The sequence below is a fragment of the Flavimaribacter sediminis genome, from assembly GCF_019492055.1.
In the GTDB taxonomy this organism is placed as follows: domain Bacteria; phylum Pseudomonadota; class Alphaproteobacteria; order Rhizobiales; family Rhizobiaceae; genus Flavimaribacter; species Flavimaribacter sediminis.
In genome coordinates, this window is record NZ_JAICBX010000002.1 from 1039237 (window position 1) to 1064449 (window position 25213).

Here is a 25213-nt window from a genome sequence, read left to right on the forward strand (position 1 = left end):
ACAGCTCCCTTGCGTGTCACTGCAGTTTTGACAGAAGCTGGAGAAACATCAACCGCTCCTTTTCGCTGAGCGGCGCCAACGTTTCGTCCGAAATCATACGGGCCGGCTCCACGCAACTGGCGTACAGTTCCTCGCCCTCCGCGGTCGCCTTCACGAATAGCCGCCGCTGATCGTTGGCGTCTTTGACCGTGGTGACAAGTCCGCGCCGGCGCAGCCGATCGATCACGCCCTTTATCGTGGCCGCATCCATGGCTGTTCGGCGACCGAGCTCGTTTTGCGAGGCGGCGCCCAGTTCGCACAGCTTGGCGAGCGCGGCGAATTGCGTCGGCGTCAGCTCCGGAATGCGTGAGGCGAAAATGCCGAGGTGGCGCTGGCTTGCCCTGCGCATGATGAATCCAACCTGTTCATCCAGGACGTAATCCTGCCAAACGGCGTTTTGTCGTGTCTCGCCCATCGCGCCCCGATCCGACTGTTGCGTGTAATAAGACGTTTCCCATTCCATATTGACACCATAAGGCTGTGGGCGCAAAATCTATTTGTATACTAATGAATTTTGTCGCAGCCGATCGGAGAAAAAGGCTTTGGACTACTACCGGCCGGACAAGACCGAAGACGCCCTTTCCTGGCTTGCATCCCGTGTCGGCCAGTCCCGAACAATTGCGGCCGGATGCACAGATCTTCTTGCGGCGACGCCAAATTCCAGCCTCTCAGGTCCCGTGCTCGATCTTACCGGCGTCAATGAACTTCGCGGCATTGTGGAACAGCCGAACGCCTGGCGGATCGGCGCCGCCACGACCTGGACAGATATAATCCGTCATCCCCTGCCGCCCGCATTCGATGCGCTAAAACTGGCCGCCCGGGAAGTGGGTTCCGTCCAGATCCAGAACGCGGCGACGGTTGCCGGAAACCTTTGCAACGCCTCACCGGCGGCCGACGGCGCGCCGTGCCTTCTCGGCCTCGACGCCTCGGTGGAGATCGCATCCATCGCGGGCGTTCGGACCCTGCCGCTCGCCGAATTCATCGAAGGTCCGCGACAAACTGCGCTCCGCCCGGACGAAATTGTCAGCGCCATCGTGATCCCGAAGACAGCAGCCTGTGGCGTCTCGACCTTCCTCAAGCTCGGCGCTCGCAAATATCTGGTGATTTCGATCGCCATGGTCGCTGCGCGGCTGGTCATCGAAGCCGGCGTGGTTTCTGACGCGGCGATCGCCGTCGGCGCGTGCAGCCCTGTGGCGCGGCGTCTCGATACGCTGGAAACACGACTGAAAGGACAGCCGGCCAATGCGGCTCTGGCGTCGCTCGCAACCGATGAGCTGGTCGCCGAATCCCTTTCGCCGATCGACGATGTTCGAGCCGACGCCGCCTATCGCAGCCATTCGGCGGCCGAACTGGTGCGACGGGCAATCGTAGCGATCGCCACGCCGGGAGCGGAGATCGCCGCATGAACATCCACCATGCGCAAATCAGGCTGACGGTAAACGGCGAAGGCCGTTCCCTGAGTTCGTCGCCGGCAACGCGCCTGAGCGATGTTCTGCGCGAAGAACTGAGCCTGCCCGGCACGAAGAGCGGTTGCGACGCCGGCGACTGCGGCGCCTGCACGGTGCTCGTGGATGGCGAACCGGTCTGTTCCTGTCTGACGCCTGTCGCGCAGATGACCGGCAAATCGGTGCGGACTATCGAGGGGCTGCAGACCGAAACCCTGTCGGCCCTGCAGGAATCCTTCCTGCGCCACGGCGCGGCCCAGTGCGGCATCTGCACGCCGGGCATGCTGATAGCTGCGACCGCGCTCCTCGAAGACCACCCCAAGCCTGACCGGAAAGAGGTGGAGGATGCGCTGGGCGGCGTGTTGTGCCGCTGCACCGGATACAGCAAGATCGTCGAGGCGGTTTGCGGCGCCCACGCGCTAAAAGAAAGAGCGCCGGCGCCTTCCGCCGGAGCCGCCATCGGATCACGAATCGAACGGCTCGACGGCCACGACAAGGTCGCAGGGACAGAGAGGTACGGCGCGGATGACTGGCCCGCAGGCGGTCTTCTGGTGCGCGCGATCCGCTCGCCGCACAATCATGCGCATTTCCGCTTCGGCGACATCGAGGCGTGGATAGCCAGGAAAGACGGCGTCGAGGCGGTGTTCACCGCCAGCGACATACCCGGTGAAAACAGTTACAGCGTGATCCCGGCCTTCGCCGACCAGCCTGCGCTTGCCGAAAGTTGCGCGCGATTTGCCGGCGAGGCCGTGGCAATCGTGGCCGGAGATCCCGAAATCATTCGTGATCTCGATCTGTCGGACTTCCCTGTCGAATGGGATGCGCAAACACCGTTGATGGAACCGGCGGAAGCGCGCGATGCAGCGGCTGCGAGAATTCATGCTGATCGCGAGGGCAACATCCTGATTGCCGGAAAGGTCGTGACCGGCGATGCAGACGCCGCTATGGCTGGCGCCGCCTATACGGCCCGCGCAGAATTTTCGACCGGCTATGTCGAACACGCCTATATCGAACCTGAGGCGGGATCGGCCTGGATGGACGGCAACGTGCTGACGATCCGCGCCTGCACCCAGGCGCCGCATATGGATCTTCAGGACACCTCCCGCGTCCTGGGTCTGCCCAACGGCGCGCTGCGCATCATTCCAGCCGCGGCGGGAGGCGGATTCGGCTCGAAGCTCGACGTATCGCTGCAACCGCTGATCGGGTTGGTGACCCTTAAAACAGGTCGTCCGTGCCGCATGGTCTTTACGCGGCAGGAATCCATGGCTTCGACGACGAAACGCCATCCATCGATCATGGCGGCGACGATCGGCGCAGACGCCGAAGGCCGAATCCAGGCCATGCGTTTCGACGGTGATTTCAACACCGGCGCCTATTCGAGCTGGGGCCCGACCGTGGCGGTGCGCGTTCCGGTGCACGCCACCGGCCCGTATCGAACGCCGAACTACCACGCCGTGGCGCGGGCGGTTCACACACACGGACCGGTGAGCGGCGCGTTCCGCGGTTTTGGCGTGCCGCAGGCCGCCCTTATCCAGGAACTGCTCTATGAAGACATCGCCGAGGCCGGCGGTTTTGATCGGCTGGAATTGCGTCGGCTCAACGCGCTGCGGGATGGCGACCATTCTGTATGCGGACAGGAGATGAACGGCGCCGGCATTGCCGAATGCCTCGATGCGCTTGTCCCGCACTGGAAACAGGCGCTGGAGGAATGCGAAAGCTCCAACGCTGCATCTGAGACGATGAAGCGGGGCGTCGGCGTCGCCTCCTGCTGGTACGGCTGCGGCAATACCGGGCTTTCGAATCCTTCGACGGTGCGTCTGGGGGTCACGTCCGAGGGGCGGCTGAAACTGCATCAGGGCGCGACCGACATCGGTCAGGGCTCCAATACGGTGATCACCCAGATCTGCGCCGATGCGCTCGGCGTTCCGATCGACCGGTTCGAACTTGTCGGCCCCGACACGGCGCTGACGCCTGACTGCGGAAAGACGTCCGCCTCGCGCCAGACCTATGTCACCGGCAAGGCGGCTGAAAAGGCGGGCGCGGCGCTGCGCGAACAGATCCTGCGCTTCAGCAACCGGGCCGCCGACGCCAGGATCGAGATCGATCCCGGTTCCGGCGTTATTCGCGTCGTCGATGACGAGACGACGCTGATCGCGGTTTCCGATATGGAGCCGAACGAGTTGGGCTACTGCCTTTCAGCCGAGGAGACCTACGATCCGCCGACGGTTGGCCTCGACGAAAACGGACAGGGAATCCCCTACGCCGTTTACGGCTATGGCGCCCAGATGGCGGTTGTGGACGTCGACACCGCGCTCGGCCGCGTCTATGTCCGTCGCGTTGTCGCGGCGCACGATCTCGGCCGCGTCATCAATCCGATGCTTGCCGAAGGCCAGATAGAGGGCGGCATAGCGCAGGGACTCGGTATGGCCCTGATGGAAGAATATCTGCCGGGCCGCACAGCCAATCTGCACGATTATCTCATCCCCACCATCGGCGACATACCGGACATCGAGACGATCTTCATCGAAAAGCCCGATCCGGAAGGACCGTCCGGCGCCAAGGGACTCGGAGAACACGCGCTGATACCGACGGCGCCAGCCATACTGAACGCAATCCGGCATGCCTGCGGCGCGCGGCTGACGCGGCTTCCCGCGCTGCCCCACCGTGTTCTGGCGGCCATCCGCGCCAAAGAGACCACATCATGAGCGCTCCCGCCAATCTCGCCCAGGACAAGACACGTCCTGAAAAGATCCGCTGCGACGCCTGCCCCGTCATGTGCTACATCGCCGAGGGGCGCACCGGCGCCTGCGACCGCTACGCCAACGAAAACGGCCGGATCGTGCGCTGCGATCCGTTGACGATCCTCGACAAGCGAATCGCCGAGGGAGGCCCGATCAAGCCGTTCCTCAAATCGGAGTGGGACGGAACCCTGTTCAACGACGAGGAAGTGGCTGTCACCGCCGTCGGCGCCGGCACCACCTATCCCGACTACAAACCGGCCCCGTTTATCGTCAGCCGCGCCGTGGACGGCGCCGATTTCGTCACCGTGGTGTCGGAAGCGATCTTTTCCTACTGCGGCGTCAAGGTGAAAATCGACACCGACCGGCATCTTGGCGCGGAAGGGGCCATCGTGCGCGCCGAAGGCGAGGCCGTCGGCCTGGTGATCACCAGCGAATACGGTTCGCAAATGCTGTCGCTCGGCGGCGTCGACCACCTGACAGGCGGATCGAAGGCGGAAGGCCGCGCCACCTGCAAGGCGATGATGGACCTTTGCAACAAACTGCCCGTGGAGCTTTCCATCGATGGCGGATCGACGGTCATCGTCCAGGCCGGCAGGCCGCCCATTGTCGACGGCAAGGAAGAATTCCGCATGCGGGTCGGCTGCGGGTCGGCGACGATCGGCATGTTCGCATCGCAGTGGAAAGGACTGGTCGACGAAGTAGTGATTGTCGACGATCACATTACCGGCGTCGTCTCGGAGCATCAGGCGGGCAAGGTCATCGGCTGGCCCGACACCGGCGTCAAGATTCTCGGTCGGCGATCGACCCCCGGTCGCTATTTCCAGGTCGCCGAGCCGGGGCTCGGCTGGGGCGGCACGAATATCGAGGACCCGCTGACAATCCTCGGCCCCTGGAATGCGAAGAAGGGAGCACGGCCGGGGCTCACCCTGCTGATGGTGTCCACCACCGGCGAGCAGTACGAATTTTACGTCCTCGATGACGATCTCCAACCACAGCGCAAGCCCCTGCCCGAAGCGTTGATGCCCAGCGTGAAGCTTATCGAGGAGAATTGCGAGCCGTCGCTCTGCACCGTTCTTTTCATGGGCGGCGCCGGCGGATCGCTACGGTCCGGCGTCACCCGCAATCCGGTGCGGCTTACACGATCCGTGCACGACAATGCGACGACCATTACCTGCGGCGGCGCCGACGCCTATGTCTGGCCTGGCGGTGGAATCACCATCATGGTCGACGTCATGGACACGCCCGACAACGCCTTCGGTTATGTACCGACGCCGGCTCTCGTCGCGCCCATCGAGTTCACCATGCGACAGGAAGAGTACCAGTCCCTCGGCGGCCACACGGACGCCGCGCGATCGCTTGCCGACGTGCTCGAAAAGGGCGGCGAATATGGCGACGATTTTCGGGCTGTCGGCAAACAGAGGCGCTGAGATGCAACGCGCGTCTGCGGCGATGCTGCCCGATGGCCGGCGCATGCACCTGCATCACGGGCCGATCGACCTGATTGTTGAAACCGTTGGCGGAGACCAACAGGCCGCCTATCGGCGGGCCGCAGAGCGGTTTGAAAGCTTGCTTGACGAACTGGTGAGCGAGTTGACCGAACTACGCTGTCAGGCTGACGCCGATCGGCGGTTCCGGGGAGCCGTGGCCGCAAGAATGCAGAATGCTGTCGCCCCTTTCACCAGGGAGTTCATAACGCCAATGGCGGCGGTCGCCGGCGCCGTCGCTGACGAAATTCTCGGCGCGTTGCTGGATGGCGGCGAATTCTCCAAGGCCTATGTCAACAATGGCGGCGACACAGCCTTCCATCTGACAAAAGGCGAGACGATCCGCGCCGTCGTCGCAAACGATCATCCCGCCGGAATCGCAGTTGACGCCCGGCAACCCTGGCGTGGCGTCGCCACGTCAGGCTGGCGGGGCCGTAGCCATTCGCTCGGAATCGCCGACAGCGTGAGCGTAGTCGCCGCCGATGCGGCGCGCGCCGACGCCGCGGCAACGATGATCGCGAACCAGGTCGATCTGCCGGGGAATACAAAAATCAAACGTCAGCCGGCCTGCGCGTTGTCCCCCGACAGCGATCTCGGAGACCTACTCGTGACCACCGGCGTCGCGCCGCTTGATGAAACGGAAGCAATCGAAGCTCTCGACAACGGTCTCCGCTACGCCGACATTCTGGTTTCCGAAGGCCTTGTCGGAGGCGCAATCCTGATCCTGGACAGACAGGTGCGCATGACGCAGGCCTCACATGCGCTTTTTCACACCGAGGGGGAAATGACCCATGCCTGAATTCAAGATCCGCAAGACCATGATCTTCATCGAGGAGATCGTTCACGACGGCGGGCCTGTCTCCGCAAAGCCGCGCAAGCGCGGCGCAATCATGGCGCTGGTGAAGAACCCCTTCGCTGGGCGCTATCACGAGGAACTGCAGAGCGCCATGGATGATCTGAAGCCGCTGGGACTCATGCTCACCGACAGGCTCATCGAGGCATTGGGTGGTCCGGATGGAATCGACGGCTTCGGCAAGGGCGCTATCGTCGGCGAAGCCGGCGAACTCGAACACGGCGCGCTGTGGCATGTTCCGGGCGGCTACGCCATGCGGGAACGTCTCGGCGATTCCAAGGCAATCGTGCCTTCCTGCAAGAAAGTGGGCGGCGTCGGAACGCGGCTCGACATTCCCCTCGGCCACATCAACGCCGCATACGTGCGCAGCCATTTCGACGGGATCGAGGTTGGCGTGCCGGACGGACCGAAGGCGGACGAAATCCTGTTCGCGCTCGCCATGAGCAAGGGTCCGCGCGTCCACAACCGGATGGGCGGTCTGGCGGCAGAGGACGTCAAGGGAGAGGACGGCCTGCGCTGATCAGGCCGTGAATACAGATCAGTCGACGAAAGCGCGCTCGACCACATAGCTGGACGGGCGATTGTTCGATCCCTCGTCGAAGCCGCGCGCGTCGAGCATCGTCTTCAGATCCTGGATCATCGCCATCGAGCCGCACAGCATCACCCGGTCGGTTTCCGGATCGAGTTGTTCCATGCCCAGTTTCGCAGCCATGGCGCCGGTTTCGATCAGCGTAGTGATGCGTCCCATGACGGGGCTTTCTTCCTGCGTGGTCGTCGGGAAGTGGACGAGCTTCTCACTGGCTTCCTCGCCGACCAGCGGGTCGTTTTTCGCGATATCCGTCAGATCGTAGCCATATTTCAGTTCGGCGATCTGGCGACACGTATGGGTGAGGATGACCTTTTCAAACTTTTCGTAGGTCTCCGGATCGCGGACGACAGAGGCGAAAGGCGCGATGCCAGTGCCGGTGGAAAGCAGGAACAGGCGCTTGCCTGGCAAAAGGGCGTCGAGAACCAGCGTTCCAGTCGGCTTCTTGCGCATGAGGACTGTGTCGCCCGGCTGGATCTTTTGCAGATGCTCGGTCAGCGGACCATCCGGAACCTTGATGGAAAAGAACTCGAGCTCTTCGTCCCAGGAAGGGCTGGCGATGGAATAGGCGCGGAACACCGGCTTGTCGCTGTTCGGCAGGCCAATCATCACAAATTCGCCGGAGCGGAAGCGGAAACTCGCCGGACGGGTGATCCTGAAACGGAAAAGCCGGTCGGTATAGTGCTGGACCTCCACCACCTTTTCGGCAAAGACGTTTTTCGGCAGTTCGAATATCTGTCCGCTGCCAGGCGTTCCGTTCGTCTGCTGATCCATATCGGTTGCGACCCGTGCTTCCATTGCTGCTTTTTCCCGTGACGCGTTTTGTTTGTACACAAACAATTTTTGAATTTAAGCCAACGGCAGCCTTTTTTCAAGGCTCGACCCCGGTGACAATCGGGATTGCACATACGCTTGTGCAATGCAGCGCAAACTACAGGCGCCTATTTGGCCCCGCCAAGCCATTTGTTCCAAAAAACCTGGAAATCGCGGAAAAACTTCTCTAACCCGGCGAAAGGGCGCGGAATGGCATCCGTATCTTGATCGTTTCGAACGTTTCCTCGTTCCATCCTCCGTCAAACACGATCTCCAACGATGTGGAGCCGTTCGACAACCGGGCCATCTCGTAGACGCTGACGACAGGCTGCTCGGCAAGCAGCAGGACGCGCATGCCTGGCCTGACGCCGGCCCGCCACGGTTGCGAGCCACGTTTGACGTCGCAGACCGCAACGAAACTCTGCTCCCAGCCGCTGCCGAAGAAGTCGTGCCAGCGATTGCAGAACGTGACAGTATCGGACATTGCATGGCTGAGCGTTTCGTCCGAAAGCTGCCTCAACTCCTCCACCCGCTCGCTGGCGAAACGTTTCAGGCGCTGGTCGGCGGCGGTGCGCACGAGCCTCAGCGAATAGTCAAGCGATTTACCGAAATCGCCCGTATGCCTGTAGAGGATTGCCAGCCAGTTGAGAGCATTGTCATAGGCATTTCGGTCGGGATAAGTTTCGACGACCGTCTGGAAATGGCGGATCGCCGTGGAGAAGTCCTTCCTGATTGCAAAATAGTAGTAACCGACCTCCGTCAACGCATCGTCAACGAGATGGGATTGCGGATAATCTTGCGCGATCCGTTTGAAAAGGGCGGTGCTCTCGGCGAAATCGCGATGCCGCTTGAGATGGCTCGCATGTAGGTAAAGCGCCTTCACCTGATAGTCTGGCGAGCAGTTGATCGCGCAATAATCGTAGGTCGAAAACAGCAATTCGTGTCCGACATTCTTGCCGAGACCCCACATGACGGCAAGGCAGCGGTCCTGTTCGTAACGCTCCACGAGTTCGTAGTCCGTACAAAGCCGCACATCCTCGAGCGTTTCCCAGATTTCCTCGTCCGAGCCATTGTCGAGCCGCCGGGCGACTTCCTCGATATAGTTATTTGCCGTATTGATCGTCCGCAACGACAGGACGTTGGCGTCGGCGATGGCGAACCGGAGCCCGAGCAACTCGTCGGCAACCAGATCACCGACGAAAAATTCGTCTGCACAGGGATCGGCCGGATCGACGGTGTCTTCCGTGTCACGCTCGGGATAAAAGACATGTAGCCTGAAAGCCTCCATACGCTGGTCAATGCAGGTGTCGAGATTGTCGAGCGTGAGGTTGTAGGGCTCGGCCTCAAGCGAACGGATGTCGAGCCGGTATTGCTCGAACATGTCGGGTAGAACATCGTAATTGCCAATGCGCAGCTGGGCGCGAAAATCCGTCAGCCACACCTTCCGTTTCTTCAGAAAGACATCAAGCGGCCTCCGGTAAAAGTCGAAAAGGTCGCGCTCTTCCTCGAAGGCTCGGAAGGCCGCCGGGTCAATGCGACTGGAGGCCGTGGCTGCGGCGGCGAAATCGTTGGCGGCAATGAATTTCTCCACCAGTTGCTTGCGCATGTACGGCACCAGCGTGGAGCCGGGATATCGAGCCTCGAATTCCTTTTCCAGACGTTCGGCTTCCCTTGCGTTTCCGGCGAACTCGACACGGGCCGCAAAAGCGTCCTCGTAGAGGTAGGAATTCGGATAATTCTCGATAATCGCGTCAAATTCCAGCAGGACGTAATGACCGTAGTCAGCAAATGGGACGCCGGCGCTCGTCAGGCGCTTGAGGAGCTCGAGGTCGGCCGGCGGGATCGGGCCGGTATGGTCGTAGACATATTTGCGCGGCCATCCGCGCTCGATCGCCCAACCGATGTCGATGGGAATTGCCGCCCAGATCGGTGACATGTCCCCGCGATTGCAGCCGCGGCGGAAACGCAGCAGTGAAACGGTGGACAGCGCGATTCGATAACCCTGCTTGGCGGCTATGGCGCGCACGTGGCTGTGAATGTCGTGTCGGTAGCGATGGTCGTTTTTCGGCAGCGACGCATAGCGCTCGCAGATGAATTCAAGACCCTCGATATGCTGGCCGTTGGCAAACAGGCTGGCCGTCACCAGTTCGCCGATACGGGCGCGGCTCTGCCTGTTTTCGGCATTGTCGAATGCTTCGCGAAGCAGCAGCGCCGAATTGGCATAGTCACGGTTATCGAACATCGTCTTGCCTGCCCCGTAGGCGACCTGCACCGGGCGCGTTTCGGCGGCGACTGGCGACTCTTGAAATCCGAAATAGGCCGGAAGATCTATGTTCTGGGCAGCCCATGAGCGGATCTCGGCGCGAACATATTGCTCCATGTATCGGTCGCGGTTGTCGGCGGCCTGCCTCAATCCGCCGTCGATCGCGGTCATGATCTCCTCGAGCTGTTCAGATGAAATGGTGGAGCAATTGACGGTCACGACGTTGTCGTCGCCCTTCACCACCGCACTGCACTCCGATGCGACGAGCCGGTCCACGAAAAATTGCGCACGGGCGGATACAACCGGCGCAAGGAGGACAAGCGCCATACCGAGCAAAACCGATATCTTCAACGACGATTGCATTACACCTCCGGATGGACCGGCAACTCAGCTGACCCACCCTCAATCTCTTGAGATTGTCACCTGGTTGTTGTCGCCGCTGACAGCAGCACTGCCATTGTTCGCCCTGGTCGTTTCCGATGGACTCGCAAACATGAAGGCGAGGCCGACAACAGCCACAACGGCGGCAGCGACAATGGCGGTATTCAGCACGCTCTGCGGCGGAGCCGAAGCAGACTGCCCTTCGGAACTCGCCTCCTCGGCCTTTTTGCCGGCAAAAATCGTCTTGTAGACCGCAAGCAACGCCGCAACTGCTCCGCCGGAACCGAAGATCCAGTCCGCATTGTTCCTCAGGAATTCCAGCATGATTGCCTCCCGAAGTCCGCTGATCCGCGTAACGATACGATGAATAGTTGCAAAGTCAACGCGATTGACAACCCAAAATCCATCAATACTTGCAGCAACAAAGTAACGCGGTCTGTCACCGGACCATGTTTTCAGTCCCGAAAGAATGGTTCGGACACGCTTCAATTTAGCGTCGGGACCGGCTAGAACCGGTCAATAACAATCGAAAATTACGATTGGTCGAATGGACAAAAACCTGCTCACGACATTTCTCGATCTCCTAGAAACTCGCAGTTTCAACCGCACCGCGGATCGTCTCGACATCAGTCAATCGACTGTATCTTCGCGGATCCGGCAGCTCGAGGACATGCTTGGGGCGCGTTTGTTCCAACGGGGGCGCGGCGGCGCCGTCCCCACCGCCGCAGGGCACAAATTCGTCGGACACTCCAGAAGCCTGCTCGCTACCTGGGACATAGCGCGGCACGAAGTCGGCAAGCTGGAAGACTACAGCGGCGCATTGAGGATCTCCGCCCAGTTCAGTCTGAGCCGCACGCTGCTCCTCGACTGGGCGGAAGCCTTGCGGGCAAGGGACGGGGACCTCGCGCTGCATTTTGAAGTGGATTATTCAGCCCAGATCATGCGCGATCTCGAAATCGGAGCCACCGACATCGGCGTGATGTTCAGTCCGCGCTTCATGCCTGATGTCCACGTCGAACAAATATATCACCATGATTTCGTTATGGTTTCTACTCTCTGTGAACATATCAAGGACGTCCGGCCGGACCAGTATCTGCGGACAGTCTACACACCTTATTTCGACCGGAACCACGATGAGCGTTTGCCCGGTTTGAGGCAGGCGCCAATGACTGTTGGAAACGAAGAGATGACCGTCGCGTTTCTGCAAAGGTTCGGCGGCAGCGCCTACCTGCCAAAACATGTCGTAACAGGGGCAACGCAGATGATTAGCGAATTGCGACATGTCGCCGGCGCACCCTTGATCTCGCTTCCGGTCTACTCTGTGGTCCACGTGACCAAGCGTCACGACGGGTTGATCCGCCTCGCCCTGGACATGCTGGATGAATTGATCCAACATCAGGGTTCAATCGGTATTTCCGATTGAAAACAGCCGCCCTCCCAATAGGTTTTCGCACAGCCAGCGCTTAGTCTTCGAGGCGTGAATATTCCGGCGCAATCGTGAACATTGCTACTGAGAATAGAAGGGAGGCCGGCGGCGGCGCCAGCGATGGATGCATGCCGGCCCTGACAAGGAGAATGAGATGAAATTCACGACACTTTTCGCAGCAACCGCCATTGTCGGAACGCTGGGCTTTGCCACAGCGGCGCAAGCGGAGTGCGGCGAGGTTACGATCACCGAGATGAACTGGGCGTCCTCTGCCGTCGTAACACAGGTATCGAAGTTCCTGATGGAGCAAGGCTACGGATGTGAGGTAACCACTGTTCCCTCTTCCACGGTTCCCTCAATCGCTTCAGTGGCCGAAACCGGCAAGCCGGATATCGTCACCGAGCTTTGGCTTAATGGCGCGCCAGCCTACAAGCCGCTGGAAGAAGCCGGCAAGATCAAGACCGTCGGCAATGTGCTGTCCGACGGCGGCGTCGAAGGCTGGTGGATTCCCCAGTCGGTTGTCGACGAGCATCCCGAACTAACAACGCTCGACGGACTGTTGGCCAATCCCGATCTGGTCGGAGGACGTTTCCACCAGTGCCCGGACGGTTGGGGCTGCAAGAACATTAACGGCAACCTCGCCAAGGCGCTGGACCTGGAAGGCAAGGGTTTCGAGGTATTTCAGCACGGCTCGGGCGAAACCATGGCGACATCTATTGCTGCGGCCTTCGAAAACGACGAGCCGTGGCTCGGCTATTACTGGGCGCCGACATCAGTGCTTGGCAAGTATCCGATGGCTCTGGTCGACCTTGGCGAGCACAAGCCTGACATTCACGCCTGCAACGCAACGCCGGAATGCGAAACGCCGGGTGTATCCAGCTATCCAGTGGCGCCGGTTGTGACAGCCGTGACGACGGATTTCGCCGAGCGTCAGCCGGACATCGAGGAACTGATGTCCAAGGTTTCCTTCACGAACAAGCAGATGGGTGAAGTGCTGGCATGGCAGGATGCGAATTCCGCCTCGCCGGAGGAAGCAGCCGTCTATTTCCTGACGACCTACAAGGACGTCTGGCCGAACTGGATCAATGACGACGCAAAGGAAAAGCTCAGCGCATTGTTGCAGTAAACACCAATTCGGGGCCTGTCGCGGGCCCCGAATTCGTTTGCATGAAAAACAGTCAATAACCGAATATATGGATCGATGCGTAAACCCTGATCCTTGCATGCCCGGGACCCGGCGAACGGGAACGGCGCGAGCGGTCTCGCAGCTGTATTGGGCAACACCGGACGTTCAATGCGTGAACAGTGTATTGACCGTCTCCGGTCAGGGATACGCATCGCATTCCGAGGGGACCAACCATGGCTTACTATGACGGGCTGTTTGACGCATTGGGGCTGCGCGAGTGGTGTGACGCCGACAAAAGCACCGGACCAATGACCATGGCCGAGCTGCTCAAACAGACGAAGGGCGACGCAGAAGAGTCGGTTTCGATCGCAGACATACCCTTTCCTTCACTGGACAATCTGAATGCGGCCTGCCACGCCATTCCGCGGACCCGGGACATGACCAACGGCGTCGCCAACGCCTTTCTTGACGTCAAGGATGCGCTAAAAGTCGTACTCGATCCCGTTACTCAGCCGCTCAGCTGGGCGTTGGACGGGTCTCTCTACATTTTCCAGGCAATCCCCTGGTTCATACTGATTCCCCTCTTCATTCTGGCGGTGTGGTTCGCGACCCGCAACGTCGCCATGCTGTGGCTCGTCGGCCTGTCCATGGCCTTCCTGGCGCTGATCGACCATTACTCCTATTCGGTGCAGACACTCTCGATCATTTTCGTCTGCACCGTCCTTTGCGTGGTCCTCGGCGTACCGATCGGCATCGCCATGTCGCGCAACAATGCATTGCAGCGTGCGCTCATACCCGTTCTCGACATGCTGCAGACGCTGCCGACCTTCGTCTATCTTATTCCGCTGATTTTTCTTTTCAGCGTCACCGAATCGAAGCTCTACGGCATCGCCATCATTCTCTACGCAATCGTGCCCGTTATCCGGCTGACCGACCTCGGAATCCGGCTCGTCGACAAGGACGTTATCGAGGCGGCGGACGCTTTCGGCATGACCTCGCGGCAGAAACTCTTCGGAGTCCAGATACCGCTGGCGATGCCGAACATCATGGCCGGCGTCAACCAGACGATCATGATGTCGCTTGCCATGGTGGTGATCGCATCGCTGGTATCCGCCCCCGGTCTCGGCGTGCTCGTGCTGCGTGGTATCCGCAATCTGGAACTGGGCGTCGGCCTGATCTCCGGCTTCTGTATCGTGCTTCTGGCCATCCTGCTCGACCGCGTCTCAAAGGCGGCCCTGCAGCGGGTCAATTCAGCGCAGACACACTGAGGAGACGGAACGATGTCGAACAGCGAACCCAAGATCTCGATCCGCGGTCTCTACAAGATCTTCGGCGCCGAACCGGACAAGGCGCTTGCCCATGTCAGGAACGGAACAAGCAAACCCGATCTACTCGAGAAATATCACCATGTCCTTGGCCTCCAGGACATCAATGTCGATATGCAGCCTGGCGAGATCACGGTCATCATGGGCCTTTCCGGCTCCGGCAAATCCACCCTGATCCGACACCTGAACCGGCTGATCGAACCGACTGCTGGCCAGGTGATCGTCGACGGCGAGGACGTGTTGGCCTATGGCGAGGCCAAACTGCGGCAACTACGCCGCGAGAAAATGTCTATGGTCTTCCAGAAATTCGCGCTCCTGCCGCACCGCACCGTGCTTCAGAACGCAGGCATGGCCCGCGTCGTGCGGGGCGAAAGTGAGGAAATCGCAAGTCGCGAAGGGCTGAAATGGCTGAACCGCACCGGGCTGACGGGCGTGGAAAACCAGCATCCGCATCAGCTCTCCGGCGGCATGCAGCAACGAGTCGGCATCGCCCGGGCGCTTGCATCGGATAGCGACATCATGCTGATGGACGAAGCCTTCTCGGCGCTCGATCCGCTGATCCGCACCGACATGCAAGACCTGCTCCTGGAGTTGCAAAAGGATCTGCAGAAGACAATCGTTTTCATCACCCACGATCTCGACGAGGCGCTGAAGCTTTCCGACCACCTGGTGATCCTGAAAGATGGGCATGTCGTCCAACAGGGCGAACCGCAGGACATCCTTCTCAATCCCAACGACCCCTATATCGAGGACTTCGTCAGCGACATCAATCGCGCCCGTGTTCTGAGAGTTCGCTCGGTGATGAGTGATTTCGATGGCGACGCCGGCGGCATAGCAGGCATCGTCGACGCTGACGACAATCTGGAAAAACTCATAGAGATTTCCGGCGGCGACACCAACCTGACCTACAGGGTGCAGCGCGGCGGGGAGGATGTGGGGCTCCTGCACATGAAGGACCTGGTGCGCGCCCTTGTCCCTGCAAGGCCGACCTCGGGATCCGACAGGGTCATGTAGCTGACAGGATAGTTCGATGTCGAAGTCAAACATTCTGGTCCTGATGGTGGATCAGCTCAACGGAACCTTTTTCCCTGACGGTCCGGCAGACTGGCTGCATGTACCGAATATCAGGGCGCTGGCGCAGCGGTCGGCGCGATTTGCAAACAGCTACACGGCTTCGCCTCTATGCGCGCCTGGCCGCGCAAGTTTCATGTCCGGCCAGTTGCCGAGCCGCACCCGGGTCTATGACAACGCAGCGGAGTTCGCCTCCGACATCCCGACCTTCGCGCACCACCTGCGCAACGCCGGATATCACACCTGCCTGTCGGGCAAGATGCATTTCGTCGGTCCCGATCAGCTGCACGGCTTCGAGGAGCGGCTGACCACCGACGTCTATCCGGCGGATTTCGGCTGGACGCCGGATTATCGCAAACCCGGCGAGCGGATCGAGTGGTGGTATCACAACATGGGCAGCGTCACCGGCGCCGGCGTCGCCGAAATCAGCAACCAGCTCGAATATGACGACGAGGTCGCCTACAACGCCGTGCGCAAGGTCTATGACCTGTCGCGCCGACAGGACGGACAGCCCTGGTGCCTGACCGTCAGCTTCACCCATCCTCACGATCCGTATGTCGCCAGGCGGCGCTACTGGGACCTCTACAAGGATTGCGACCATCTTCTCCCGAACGTGGCGGCGATGGCTTACGAAGACCATGATGCGCACAGCCAGCGTATCTTCGACGCAAACGACTGGCGCAGCTTCAACATCACGGAAGAAGACATCCGCCGGTCGCGTCGGGCCTATTTCGCCAATATCAGCTATCTCGACGAGAAGATCGGCGAGATCCTGTCGGCGGTGAAGGCCACGCGCCAGGAAGCCACGATCCTGTTCGTCTCGGACCACGGCGACATGCTGGGGGAACGCGGCCTGTGGTTCAAGATGAGTTTCTACGAAGGTTCATCGCGGGTTCCGCTCATGATCAGCGCAGAAGGCGTGGCGCCCGGCCGCATCGACACGCCTGTCTCGACCGTTGACGTCACACCGACGCTCTGCGACATCGCAGGCGTGTCGATGGGTGACATCGCGCCCTGGACCGACGGCCATTCGCTCGTCGGTCTGATGAACGGCGAAGATCGCGAGGCGCCGGTCATGATGGAGTATGCGGCGGAAGCCTCCTACGCGCCGCTTGTGAGCCTGCGGTCCGGTCCCTGGAAATACAATCGCTGTGCGCTGGATCCCGACCAGCTCTTCAATCTCGATCATGATCCGCATGAACTGCGCAATCTCGCCGGTGATCCGGCGCATGCCGATGTTCTTGCTGATCTGAAGCGGCAGTCGGAGGCGCGCTGGGATCTTGCGGCGTTCGACGCCGCGGTGCGCGAAAGCCAGGCCCGGCGTTGGGTGGTCTATCCGGCCCTGCGAAAGGGCGCCTACTATCCATGGGACTACCAGCCGCTGATGAAGGCCAGCGAACGCTATATGCGCAATCATATGGATCTCAACGTCGTGGAGGAGAACCAGCGATTCCCGCGCGGAGAGTAACCGGATTCAGCTTGACGCCAGATCCTTCAGCCATTCCACCGCTGTCGGGTCCGATCCATCCGCCGGAAAGAACGCCTCGATCGCCAGTTCCGACACGGTGACGTCGACCGGCGTGCCGAAAACCGTGGTCGTGCTGATCAAAGAAAGGACGCCCGCCGGCGTGGACAGTTGTAACGGCACATAGACATCGTTGGGATCGCTCGGACGGGTGTCCGAAGCCGGAACGGGCCAGGCCGACAATTCGTCATGAAGCGCTACGAGTTCGCGATCGTAGCTCACCTCTATTTGCCCCCTCAGGCGCGCAAGCACGTGCTGCTTCCACTCGCGGACATTCAGGATTCTCGGAGCGAATCCATCCGGATGAAGACTCAATCGCAGCACATTGACGGGCGGCTCCAGAAGGCGTGGCGACGCCAACGCTGAGACGAGCGCCAGCGCCGTCCTGTTGGCCGTCACCAGAGACCAGGCCCGATCGACTGCGAGCGCGGGAAAGGGTTCGTGCGCTGCAAGCACTCGTTCGACGGCCAGGCGGACGGTGTCGAGCGCAGGATCGTCAAGCCTGCGCTTGTTGAAAACGGGCGCGAAGCCGGCGGCGTTCAGGATCACGTTCTGCTCCCGCGGCGGGATCGCCAGCTCGCGGCCCAGGTTGAGAACGAGTTCGCGACTTGGGCGCGAGCGACCGCTTTCGACAAAACTCAGATGACGCTGTGAAACGCCGGCTGCGAGCGCCAGATCAAGCTGGCTCATGCGCCGCCGCGCGCGCCACTCGCGAATCTGTCCGCCGGGTGTTTGGGAACTGGCCATACGCCATCGATAGCACCGGGTGTTTCTCGTGGCCATTACCTCTGACGTAATTGAACGCACGATCCAACTTGAAGACGATGCGCCCATCATCAACAGAACCGGAGAGGTCCGACATGACCGCCATTACACGACGTTCCCTGCTGCATACTGCGCTCTTTCTGGATTTCGCCGCATCCGGTGCAATGGCGTTGATGCTCGCCATCGGAGCCGGACTGCTTGCCCCATATTTAGGTCTCGACGCGACGTTTCTCAGGATCGTCGGCGTGCTGCTTCTGCCTTACGCCGCCCTGGTTGGCTGGACGGCCCGACCGCCGGCTCCTCAAAGACAAACGGTGCAGCTCATCATCGGCTGCAATATCGCCTGGGTCCTAGCGAGCATCCTGTTTCTCTTTTCCGGTTGGGCCAACCCGACTGCGCTCGGTCAAGCCTTCGTCATCGCCCAGGCCGTCGCAGTCGGCCTGTTCGCTGAATTGCAAATCATGGGCCTGAAGAAAACCGGCTGAACGCCGTATGCAGCCATACCCCCGCAGCGCCTGAAGCGCTGCGGGATCTGCGGATTCAGTCATCCGGCGCAAGCGCCACCGCCCGCAGTTCCACAAGTCCGCCCGGCACGATGAGATTTTTTACGCCGATGGCGGTCCAGGCCGGCCAGGGCGGATTCAGATAGGCGTCCCTGACCTGCACGAACGTTACCATATGCTGGTCCATGTCGACATGGTAGCTCGTCAGTTCCACGATATCGGCGAGTCCCGCGCCGGCCTCGCCGAGGATTGACGCCAGCGCTTCAAAGGCGGTCTCGAACTGCGCCTTCGGATCACGCACAGCCTGAAGTGCGGCAACCGGCTTGGCGTCTCCTTCCCCAAGCGTTGACCGCGCTCCCTCCAGAGCGGCTTTTCCTGGCGCCGCGCCGTCCGGGCTGGTGCCGATGATCCCCGAACAGAATATCATGCCCCTGGCGACGACCGCCGGCGCAAAATGCCATTGATCGTGCACATCCTGGAGAGCGTCCGGAATGATCGTCTTGCGCATGGTCGAACTCCTCTTGCCTGAAACTTGCAACGGATAGTAGCAATAACCCTGTAATGCACCATTTTCACGAGGACCGTCATGACGGCTCAATCGAATAATGAAAGCCCGGACCTGCTGGCAGCCTACTGGACGATCGCCGGAGACGTCTACCCGTCCGCGCCGAGCGAAATCAGTCCGCATTCTGTCGTCGAGCGCGTCGAAGCGGCCGCAGAGGCGGGCTATCGCGGCGTCGGCCTCATTCATGCGGACCTGGTGCATCAGGCCGGTCTTATCGGCCTTGGAACCATGCGCAACATTCTCGACGATCACGACATGCCGCATGTCGAACTCGAACTGCTCGTCGACTGGTTCGCCAGCGGGGAGAAGAAGTCCGCCTCCAACCGCATGCTTGAAGAACTCTGCGAGGCGGCGACTGTTCTGGGCGCTCGCGATCTGAAGATCGCCGGCGACTACGACAAGACTGATATCGACATCGAAAAGGCGATAGAAAGCTTCGCCGCCATATGCGAAACAGCAAAGCATTCCGGCGTCAAAATCGGTCTGGAAATCATGCCGTTTTCAAACGTGGCGACGTTGGAGCGCGGGCTGGAGATCGTAGCCGGAGCGGACCATGAATATGGAGGACTGGTGCTCGACATCTGGCACATGGCGCGGGGAGGCGCGTCCTATGAGGCGGTCAGCCGCGTTCCGGAGAACGCCATTGTGTCGGTCGAGCTGAGCGACGCCGATGCGGATGTGCGCGGCTCCCTGTTCGAGGATACAATCCATAACCGGCGGCTTTGCGGACAAGGCGCGCTCGATCCCTCCGGTTTCGTGGAGGCGATTCGGAAAACGGGATTCGATGATTTCTGGTCCGTCGAAATCATATCCCGGGAGCATCGACGCTTGCCGATCCGGGAAGCCGCTGGAAGGTCTTTCGTCACGACAATGGCGCAGTTCCAGTCTCGATGAGGGGCTCATAAAGGCGGAAAAGGAAGTCTTCAACCAAATTAGAAATCTCACGCGCGTATTCACTGTCGGTAATACTGGACTTGCCTCAACCGTGAGGCTAGTAGTCTTTCCACTATCGGGGACCTTGCTGGCGGGGGAATTGTATTCATGGCCGACACAACTGCGACCGCGGTCATGAACCCGGCGGCGACGGATCATTTGCCGTCATTCGTCGCAATGCCGGGTCAGACAGACACTCTGTTTTTTATCATGCTTGCTTTCCTGATCGCCGCAGTCCTGATGATCGGAACGCTCTATCTCAAACTCCACGCCCTGCCTGAACATCTCGCGCATCGTACGAGCAAGGTGCAGTACGAAGTGGTCGCCATTCTGGCCCTGATCGCGCTCTTCACGCACAATGCGATATTCTGGATTGCGGCGCTGCTTCTGGCGATGATCGATCTTCCGGACCTGACCGCCCCGCTGTCTTCGATGGCGAGATCGCTGGAAAAGCTGTCGGGCAGACGACGGCCGCCAGGACCAGAGGGGCAGTCAGGCGTATTGTCCTATGATGAGCAAGCAGCGGCTGCACAGCCTTTTCCCTGGCAGAGGAAGGGCTGACCGATGATCGAACTCCTCTTATGCTCCATGGTCACCATTCTGCCGGATTACCTATTCCGGCGCTATGTGCAGGGCAAGCGGGTCGGCCATGAAATCACCTTTTATTCGGTATGGTTCGAGCTGCGATGGGGCATCATCACCTGCCTTCTTCTGACCATCACACTGATTACCCTCATCTTCTACTATCATCCGTCCACGACTTCGGTGACAGCGGTCTTCCGCACGGTGACCATTCTTCCGGAAATCGGCGGCCGCGTGGAAGAAGTCTACGTCACGGACAATGAAACCGTCGAAGCGGGCGCGCCCCTCTTCCGACTCGACAGCTCGAAGCAGCAGGCTGCCGTGGACGCCGCACAGACCCAGATCGCAGAAGTTGATGCGCAGCTGGCGGTGGCCGAGAAAGAACTCGCTGGCGCCGATGGTCAGGTGACGCAGGCGCAAGGCGCATACAAGCAGGCTCTTGACGAACTCAATACAAAGCAAGAGCTGCTCAACCGCGATGCAAGCACCGTGTCGCAGCGCGAGGTCGAGCGGCTGCAAACGGTCGTCGACACGCGCGAAGGCGGCGTTGCGTCAGCGATAGCAAACAGGCAATCGGTCGAAACCAAGATCAACACCCTGCTGCCGGCCCAGAAGAAGAGCGCCGAGGCGGCGCTTGCGCAAGCCCAGGTGGAGCTGGACAAGACGCTTGTCGTCGCCGGCGTGTCCGGCGTTGTCCAGCAATTTACGCTGAGACCCGGCGACGTCGTCAATCCGCTGCTTCGTCCCGCCGGCATTCTCGTGCCAAGCGAAGCGGGCCGCAAGGCGCTGATTGCAGGCTTCGGCCAGATAGAAGCGCAAGTCCTGAAGGTCGGAATGATCGGGGAAGCCGCCTGTATCGGCAAGCCGTTCACCATCATCCCGCTTGTGATTACACGGATTCAGCCGGTCATCGCCGCCGGCCAGATTCGCCCTTCCGATCAGCTCATCGACGTTCAGCAGACCGCCAATCCGGGAACCATAACCGTCTATATGGAGCCGCTCTTCGAAGGCGGTCTGGAAAACATCCCGCCTGGAAGCAGTTGCGTCGCAAACGCCTACACCAGCAATCACGAAAAACTGGCCTCCGGTGAGGTCACAGGCCTGCACGCGGTGTTCCTGCACGCCATCGGCGCCATGGGAGTCGTCCATGCGGCTATCCTGCGCGTACAGGCGCTGAGACTGCCCGTCGAAACACTGGTGCTCGGCGGACACTGACGCCAGGCGCAGATCGCCCGTCAGGACGCCTTTCGGGGATGCAGCCACTTCGGAAGAAAGCTGTATGCATCCCTGTCCAGTGCAATGTCGCATTCTAGACCCGACGCGGCGAGCATTTGCTGCAGGCTTCCATCGTTGAAGGCGTCGAACGTCTCCGTCGCGCCTCCAATATGAGCGCCCCCGATGAAGATCTGGGGAATCGTCGGCTGACCGGTCATCTGCAGAAGAGCCGCGCGAATATCGCCGCCAAGCCCGTTTTTCTGATAGGCGACGGAATCGAGATCGATGGATCGGTAGCGAATGCCGGCAGCAGCGAACAGTTTTCGAACTGACCAGCAGAATTCACACCATTCCAGGGCGAACATGACGACGGGCTCATCCGGATTCGCAATGGCGCTCTCGACATGAGCGAGCGCTTCCGACTTGGCGGCGACAACCGGCGCAGCGCCCACCGGCGCACGAGGTTGTGCGGCGTCGAAGCGATAGCCGGGCGTCGACGCGGCGATCTCCATCTCTTCGTCCGTCATGGTTTCCGCGACATCTTCGAACAACGGAGTCGAAAGATACCGCTCGCCAGTATCCGGAATCATCGCCAGGATCCGGGACCCCGCGGGCGCAGTTTCCGCGACCTTCAGCGCCGCTGCAAAGGTAGCGCCGCCGCTCGTGCCGCAGAATATGCCTTCCCTGGCGGCGAGATCTCTGGCGCATTGCAAGGCATCCTTGCCGCTGACAGGCTGCAGTCTGTCGACGACGCCGAGGTCCATTGCGTCGCCTGCGAGTTTCGGAATAAAATCGGGCGTCCATCCCTGCATCAGATGAGGGCGGAAACCGGGATGGCTTGATGCCGCGCTGCCATCGGCGTGGCGCGATTGCGCGACGCCGCTCGCAAGAAGTTGCGCGTTGTCAGGCTCCGCCACAATTACCTGCGTTTGCGGAGACTTCTCCTTCAGAACGCGCGCCACGCCTTTCACGGTTCCGCCGGTTCCGCAGCCCGAGACCCAGTAGTCCAGGCCGATCTCGCGGAAGTCTTCGAGAATTTCCACCGCTGTTGTGCGCGAATGCACGTCGCAATTAGCTTCGTTCTCGAACTGCCGGGTCAGGAACCAGCCGTGCTTCTCCGCGAGCTCCTTCGCCTTGGCAATCATGCCGGTGCCTTTTTCAGCGGCCGGCGTCAGGATCACGCGGGCGCCGAGAAACCGCATCACCCGCCGGCGCTCGACGCTGAAACTCTCCGCCATCACGATGACGAGGGGATAGCCCTTCTGGGCGCAGACCATCGCAAGACCGATGCCGGTATTGCCTGACGTCGCTTCCACGACTGTCTGGCCGGGTTTCAGGGAACCGTCTCGTTCAGCCGCCTCGATGACGCCGAGCGCCAGTCGGTCCTTGACCGAACCGAGCGGATTGAACGCCTCGAGTTTGGCGTAGATCTCGACGTGGTCGGGTCCGAGATTGTTGATCCGGACGACCGGCGTGCCGCCGATCGTATCGAGAATGGATGATCGGATGCCCTGCATGATTTCTACCCCTTTTTCGGCGCGCCGACACCGACGCTTTGTCCTGCGGCGACGCCGCTCGACCGGTCTCATAAGAAGGGCGTGTTTCAATCGAACGGCTGCAACGAGCGGTTCGTGTTTCAATTGTTTCGAATGGAAAGCGGTGAATTTGTCTATTGCAAACGCAAGCCTCGTACTCTGGGTTGAACACCCAGATCTCGACTCTCGCGTCAACACTGACATGACGCCGCATTCCAACGTCAAATTCGATGCAAAAGGGAGATCGCCGGCCATGAACCCAACCGACAAGCACGAGGCTTCAACCGGGCATATGGTCGATTACGACCGCTACTCCCACATGAAGGACCGGGCTGTGCTGTCCAAGTCCGCGCTGATCGCTGACCTCGTTGTGTAGATCGGAATAGTTTCGCCGGAATTCATTCTGACAGACGACGGGTGCGGACCCGGCCATAGCGCGATCGACGCGGTCATGCCGGCGATTGAAGCCTATCGAAAGCTCGATGATGCGGCGTCGAACCCGCAGCGGTCAATCCGGACGATGTGTGTGTCAACGAGATTGGCGATCCGAAGGCCTATGGAAGGCTGTACGCCGGTCATGTGCGCGGTTTTGGTGAATCAAACCGCGGCTGCAACTTTTCGCCAGATCGACTTCCGACCCAGTGGAAATCGCCAGGTTGAACGAGGAATTCTTCTGGCGATTCGCTCAGCTCTGCGAAGAAGCGCCCGGCGCGCACGCAGCCGAAACATGGATAATGACGACCGTGTTGCGGTGGCGCTGATTGGGGTTGGTTAACGGCAGACGCCATGCATTCAAGTTCGGTCCTTGTTCGCGCGATGCTCCAGGATATCGAGCGCTTTTCTCATTCAGTTGTGAATGCAGCGGTAAAAGGTTAGGAGTTCGCAAAAGCAGTCGATTGCGCCGTACCTGTCATATCGATTGCAACGGTGCAACATGCTTGGCAAAGAAGCAGTAAGGCGGTGCTGCCGATAGATATATAGATACCATGCAATTGCTTGATGGCGTTTATTTGTCTTGCACAGCCCTATCCATTTTTCGTGAGCGAATATGTCTTTCTTAGAGTTTCTATCCAGCAGAAAAGGTCACCGGATACCTACAAACATTCCCAAAAATATTTCTTATTTTTGGGAAGAGGGAGAGGTATCAAATCGGTACAGGAACAATATTAAATTCACAAAAATTCTAAACCCAAAGCACAAAGTCAAAGTTTTTAGCGGCGAAGAATGCTTGAACTTGTTAGACCATATTTTTCCACAATATGTAGATACTTATAGATCTATCAGTATTCCGGCATGTAAATCTGATATAATGCGCATGCTTTTGTTGTATCAATTTGGCGGCTGGTATCTTGATTGTGATACAAAGCCGCGATGTTCAATGGATTTTTTTGAGGAAAAGGGGAAAGATCTTTATCTTTTTTGGGTAAAGAGCGACAAAGGCAAATTGACTATTCTGGGTACTCCGATTGGCGGGGCATCCAAGCATCCATTTTTTCTTCATGCTGCGGAGATATTCTTTGAACTATTGCGAAGTCGCATCAACAATCACAGTGTGTACGCCAATACTGGCCCTACAGCAATTTTGGCGGCAGCTGGCGCATTCATCAACCTTGACGCGACAAAATACAAGGAAGCGGATTATTCCTATGTCGACGTGGAAGGAGACGGAACCAAAGGGTCTTGGACATATCAGGAGGCGTGCGGCATCCTGATTGATGACGACAACCCCTGCAAATTTCACAGCAGCAGAAACCTTGATAAAATTGGTTCGCTTGAAGCATTTTCCTATTTCAAGAAGATGTTCGACCGATTCCCGCAAACTATGGCAAACAACTACCAGAAGTTGTTGCTGAAAGCTGGAAACCACTATGTAATCGAGCACAAACTCAATGACGAAATTGTGGATCTGACGCTAAAATATATAAACCCCGAAGAACACCCAAAATATTATTCTGAATTATCGGAAACACTCGCTAATTTGAAAGATATCAAGAATACAGAGCGAATTACCCAATCAGATAGACGTCATTCATAGTA

23 protein-coding genes and 1 pseudogene are annotated in these 25213 nt (G+C 59.5%); 17 read left to right on the forward strand and 7 right to left on the reverse strand.

All coding sequences use genetic code 11. From position 1 onward, the window contains the following. Positions 1-16 precede the first annotated feature (16 nt). Complete coding sequence (locus K1W69_RS13115) at positions 17-454, reverse strand: MarR family winged helix-turn-helix transcriptional regulator (protein WP_220228783.1); 438 nt, start codon at positions 452-454, stop codon at positions 17-19. 127 nt (positions 455-581) lie between these two features. Between K1W69_RS13115 and K1W69_RS13120 the strand changes: the two genes are divergently transcribed. The 5 genes from K1W69_RS13120 to K1W69_RS13140 are packed head-to-tail and all read left to right on the forward strand — an operon-like array spanning position 582 to position 7082. After that, positions 582-1445 carry an FAD binding domain-containing protein gene (locus K1W69_RS13120; RefSeq protein ID WP_220228784.1) on the forward strand — a complete coding sequence of 288 codons (864 nt, stop codon included), beginning with the start codon at positions 582-584 and terminating at the stop codon, positions 1443-1445. Beyond that, on the forward strand, positions 1442-4189 hold the full coding sequence (locus tag K1W69_RS13125) for a molybdopterin-dependent oxidoreductase (RefSeq protein WP_220228785.1): 2748 nt from the start codon (positions 1442-1444) through the stop codon (positions 4187-4189). The genes K1W69_RS13120 and K1W69_RS13125 overlap by 4 nt, the downstream gene beginning before the upstream one ends. Then, positions 4186-5652, forward strand: coding sequence for a 6-hydroxynicotinate reductase (locus K1W69_RS13130; protein WP_220228786.1), 1467 nt, complete (start codon positions 4186-4188; stop codon positions 5650-5652). Before K1W69_RS13125 ends, K1W69_RS13130 begins: the two co-directional genes overlap by 4 nt. 1 nt (position 5653) lies before the next feature. Next, on the forward strand, positions 5654-6508 hold the full coding sequence (locus K1W69_RS13135) for a UPF0280 family protein (RefSeq protein WP_220228787.1): 855 nt from the start codon (positions 5654-5656) through the stop codon (positions 6506-6508). After that, complete coding sequence (locus K1W69_RS13140; RefSeq protein WP_220228788.1) at positions 6501-7082, forward strand: amino acid synthesis family protein; 582 nt, start codon at positions 6501-6503, stop codon at positions 7080-7082. Before K1W69_RS13135 ends, K1W69_RS13140 begins: the two co-directional genes overlap by 8 nt. Positions 7083-7100: 18 nt before the next feature. Here the strand turns inward: K1W69_RS13140 and K1W69_RS13145 are convergent, their stop codons facing one another. The 3 genes from K1W69_RS13145 to K1W69_RS13155 form a co-directional block, all read right to left on the reverse strand. Then, positions 7101-7922, reverse strand: coding sequence for a ferredoxin--NADP reductase (locus K1W69_RS13145; RefSeq protein ID WP_220229336.1), 822 nt, complete (start codon positions 7920-7922; stop codon positions 7101-7103). Positions 7923-8148: 226 nt separating this feature from the next. Next, complete coding sequence (locus K1W69_RS13150; RefSeq protein ID WP_220228789.1) at positions 8149-10587, reverse strand: tetratricopeptide repeat protein; 2439 nt, start codon at positions 10585-10587, stop codon at positions 8149-8151. Positions 10588-10626: 39 nt separating this feature from the next. After that, positions 10627-10929, reverse strand: coding sequence for a hypothetical protein (locus K1W69_RS13155; RefSeq protein WP_220228790.1), 303 nt, complete (start codon positions 10927-10929; stop codon positions 10627-10629). Between the two features lie 223 nt (positions 10930-11152). Here K1W69_RS13155 and K1W69_RS13160 point away from each other — a divergent pair, with 223 nt between their 5' ends. From K1W69_RS13160 to betC, 5 genes are all read left to right on the forward strand, one after another. After that, positions 11153-12028, forward strand: coding sequence for a LysR family transcriptional regulator (locus tag K1W69_RS13160; RefSeq protein WP_220228791.1), 876 nt, complete (start codon positions 11153-11155; stop codon positions 12026-12028). Positions 12029-12185: 157 nt separating this feature from the next. After that, positions 12186-13157, forward strand: coding sequence for an ABC transporter substrate-binding protein (locus K1W69_RS13165; protein ID WP_220228792.1), 972 nt, complete (start codon positions 12186-12188; stop codon positions 13155-13157). Positions 13158-13390: 233 nt separating this feature from the next. Then, positions 13391-14425 (forward strand): ABC transporter permease, encoded by a 1035-nt coding sequence (locus tag K1W69_RS13170; protein ID WP_220228793.1) that lies wholly within the window; start codon positions 13391-13393, stop codon positions 14423-14425. A 12-nt stretch (positions 14426-14437) separates the two neighbouring features. Next, on the forward strand, positions 14438-15496 hold the full coding sequence (locus K1W69_RS13175) for a quaternary amine ABC transporter ATP-binding protein (protein WP_220228794.1): 1059 nt from the start codon (positions 14438-14440) through the stop codon (positions 15494-15496). A 16-nt stretch (positions 15497-15512) separates the two neighbouring features. After that, entirely contained in the window at positions 15513-17021 is a 1509-nt protein-coding gene (gene betC, locus K1W69_RS13180) for a choline-sulfatase (protein WP_220228795.1), read from the forward strand. Between the two features lie 6 nt (positions 17022-17027). On the opposite strand, the gene K1W69_RS13185 is transcribed toward betC, so the two are convergent. Next, the gene (locus K1W69_RS13185) at positions 17028-17825 is read right to left on the reverse strand and encodes a helix-turn-helix transcriptional regulator (protein ID WP_220228796.1); all 798 of its coding nucleotides are present in this window, start codon (positions 17823-17825) and stop codon (positions 17028-17030) included. Between the two features lie 113 nt (positions 17826-17938). On the opposite strand from K1W69_RS13185, the gene K1W69_RS13190 reads away from it, so the two are divergent. Then, positions 17939-18328 (forward strand): hypothetical protein, encoded by a 390-nt coding sequence (locus tag K1W69_RS13190; RefSeq protein ID WP_220228797.1) that lies wholly within the window; start codon positions 17939-17941, stop codon positions 18326-18328. A gap of 55 nt (positions 18329-18383) precedes the next feature. Here the strand turns inward: K1W69_RS13190 and K1W69_RS13195 are convergent, their stop codons facing one another. Further along, on the reverse strand, positions 18384-18854 hold the full coding sequence (locus K1W69_RS13195; protein ID WP_220228798.1) for a Rid family hydrolase: 471 nt from the start codon (positions 18852-18854) through the stop codon (positions 18384-18386). Positions 18855-18932: 78 nt separating this feature from the next. Here K1W69_RS13195 and K1W69_RS13200 point away from each other — a divergent pair, with 78 nt between their 5' ends. The 3 genes from K1W69_RS13200 (at position 18933) to K1W69_RS13210 (ending at position 21641) form a co-directional block, all read left to right on the forward strand. After that, positions 18933-19805 (forward strand): sugar phosphate isomerase/epimerase family protein, encoded by an 873-nt coding sequence (locus K1W69_RS13200; protein ID WP_220228799.1) that lies wholly within the window; start codon positions 18933-18935, stop codon positions 19803-19805. A 147-nt stretch (positions 19806-19952) separates the two neighbouring features. Next, on the forward strand, positions 19953-20405 hold the full coding sequence (locus tag K1W69_RS13205) for a hypothetical protein (RefSeq protein WP_258571023.1): 453 nt from the start codon (positions 19953-19955) through the stop codon (positions 20403-20405). A gap of 3 nt (positions 20406-20408) precedes the next feature. Next, positions 20409-21641, forward strand: a complete 1233-nt coding sequence (locus K1W69_RS13210; RefSeq protein ID WP_220228800.1) for an HlyD family secretion protein — start codon at positions 20409-20411, stop codon at positions 21639-21641. A gap of 20 nt (positions 21642-21661) precedes the next feature. Here the strand turns inward: K1W69_RS13210 and cysK are convergent, their stop codons facing one another. Beyond that, positions 21662-23158, reverse strand: coding sequence for a cysteine synthase A (cysK, locus tag K1W69_RS13215; protein ID WP_220228801.1), 1497 nt, complete (start codon positions 23156-23158; stop codon positions 21662-21664). Positions 23159-23429: 271 nt separating this feature from the next. On the opposite strand from cysK, the gene K1W69_RS27060 reads away from it, so the two are divergent. The 3 genes and pseudogenes from K1W69_RS27060 (at position 23430) to K1W69_RS13220 (ending at position 25211) form a co-directional block, all read left to right on the forward strand. Continuing rightward, positions 23430-23552: a hypothetical protein gene (locus K1W69_RS27060; RefSeq protein ID WP_258571024.1), complete on the forward strand. Its 123-nt coding sequence runs from the start codon at positions 23430-23432 to the stop codon at positions 23550-23552. Positions 23553-24224: 672 nt separating this feature from the next. Next, a pseudogene (locus K1W69_RS27465) lies at positions 24225-24548 on the forward strand (glycosyltransferase); the annotation flags it as partial. 6 nt (positions 24549-24554) lie between these two features. Continuing rightward, positions 24555-25211, forward strand: coding sequence for a hypothetical protein (locus K1W69_RS13220; RefSeq protein ID WP_258571025.1), 657 nt, complete (start codon positions 24555-24557; stop codon positions 25209-25211). Positions 25212-25213 lie beyond the last annotated feature (2 nt).